A 1,409-nucleotide genomic window follows, 5' to 3' on the forward strand; every position below is an offset into this window, starting at 1 on the left:
CGGCTAGTTAGAGACTGGTGTCAGGATCGGATCCCGGCCAGGATCAGGTCCAGGTGCCCGGTGGGGTGCCCCTCTCGCGGCTGCCCACCGTCGGTATTGGTGTGGCTCTCTCATTGGCTTGCTTCCCACCGGGTACCGCGCCGGGAATGGCTGAAAAGGGGTTTGCCCAGCTCGAACTAGCGGTGCCTTCCCGCGCGGACACCACAGTTCGGCGACCACGGGAGGCACGGCGATGACCGTCATCATCGGAATGGATCCCCACAAACGTTCGGCCACCATCGAAGCCATCGACGCCCAGGCGCGGATCCTGGCCACCGGCCGCTACGGCACCGACACGGCCGGATACACGGAAATGCTCTCCGCTGGAAAACAATTCGCTGACAGGATCTGGGCGATTGAGGGTTGCAACGGCGTCGGCCGCCACCTGGCCCACCGACTCGTCCACGACGGCGAGACCGTGATCGATGTCCCGACCAAGCTATCGGCGCAAGTCCGGGTCTTCGCCACCGGCAACGGCCGCAAAACCGATCCCGTCGACGCCCACTCGGTCGCACTGGCAGCCTTGCACGCACCGAACCTGCGCCGCGTCGAAGCCGACCCCGAACTCGTCGCCCTCGGCATGCTCGCCGACCGACGCGATCAACTCGGCCGCGCCCGCACCAACACCGTCAACCGCCTGCACCGGCTCCTGCTCGAACTGATTCCCGGCGGAGCCAAACGGTTCCTCACCGCGCTGCAGGCCCGCGAGCTCATCTCCGCCATCACACCGAGGGACCCAGTCGCCCGCGTTCAGCATCGTTTGATCGTCGAGCTGATCGAGGACCTCGAAGCCCTCGACGCCAAGGTCAAGGCCGCCGACAAGGAATTGCGGCAGCTCGTGCTCGACCGCGGATCCACCCTGATGCAACTCCACGGCATCGGACCATCCTCGGCCGCAAGGCTTTTGGCTGACACCGGTGATATCCACCGATTCCGCAACCGAGACCGATTCGCCTCCTGGAACGGCAGCGCACCACTGGACGCCTCCTCCGGAGCCCAGCAACGACATCGACTCTCGCGCGCCGGAAACCGCAAAATCAACCGAGTCCTGCACATCATGGCCGTGGTCCAACTGCGCCACCCGACCGCCGGCCGCGTCTACTACGACACCCGCAGAGCCGGCGGCAAAACTTCGATGGAAGCGATGCGCGCACTCAAACGCCGACTCTCCAACGTCCTCTACACCCAGATGCTCGCAGACCAGCAGCGTCGCGAATGGGCAGGCCCGGGAGGGCAATCGGGAACGACTCCTGACTCCAGCGCGACCGGCTCCAACCCGCACACCGATCCTTCGGACAAGCCACATCCCGGACCCGCCTACAAGGCTAACTCCCGCACCCACATCCAGGGCTTGACCTAAAGGGGAGCCA

1 protein-coding gene is annotated in these 1,409 nt (G+C 65.4%); it reads left to right on the top strand.

Features of this window, described 5'->3' with window-relative positions:
- Positions 1-232 precede the first annotated feature (232 nt).
- Positions 233-1,399: an IS110 family transposase gene (locus ACAM49_RS40165; RefSeq protein ID WP_369640737.1), complete on the top strand. Its 1,167-nt coding sequence runs from the start codon at positions 233-235 to the stop codon at positions 1,397-1,399.
- Positions 1,400-1,409 lie beyond the last annotated feature (10 nt).

This window comes from Nocardia sp. JMUB6875 (assembly GCF_041154655.1).
Taxonomy (GTDB): Bacteria; Actinomycetota; Actinomycetes; order Mycobacteriales; family Mycobacteriaceae; genus Nocardia.

Excerpts from the sequence above, each read along its gene's own strand:
- ACAM49_RS40165 (WP_369640737.1), top strand. The coding sequence starts at position 233 with ATGACCGTCATCATCGGAATGGATCCCCACAAACGTTCGGCCACCATC.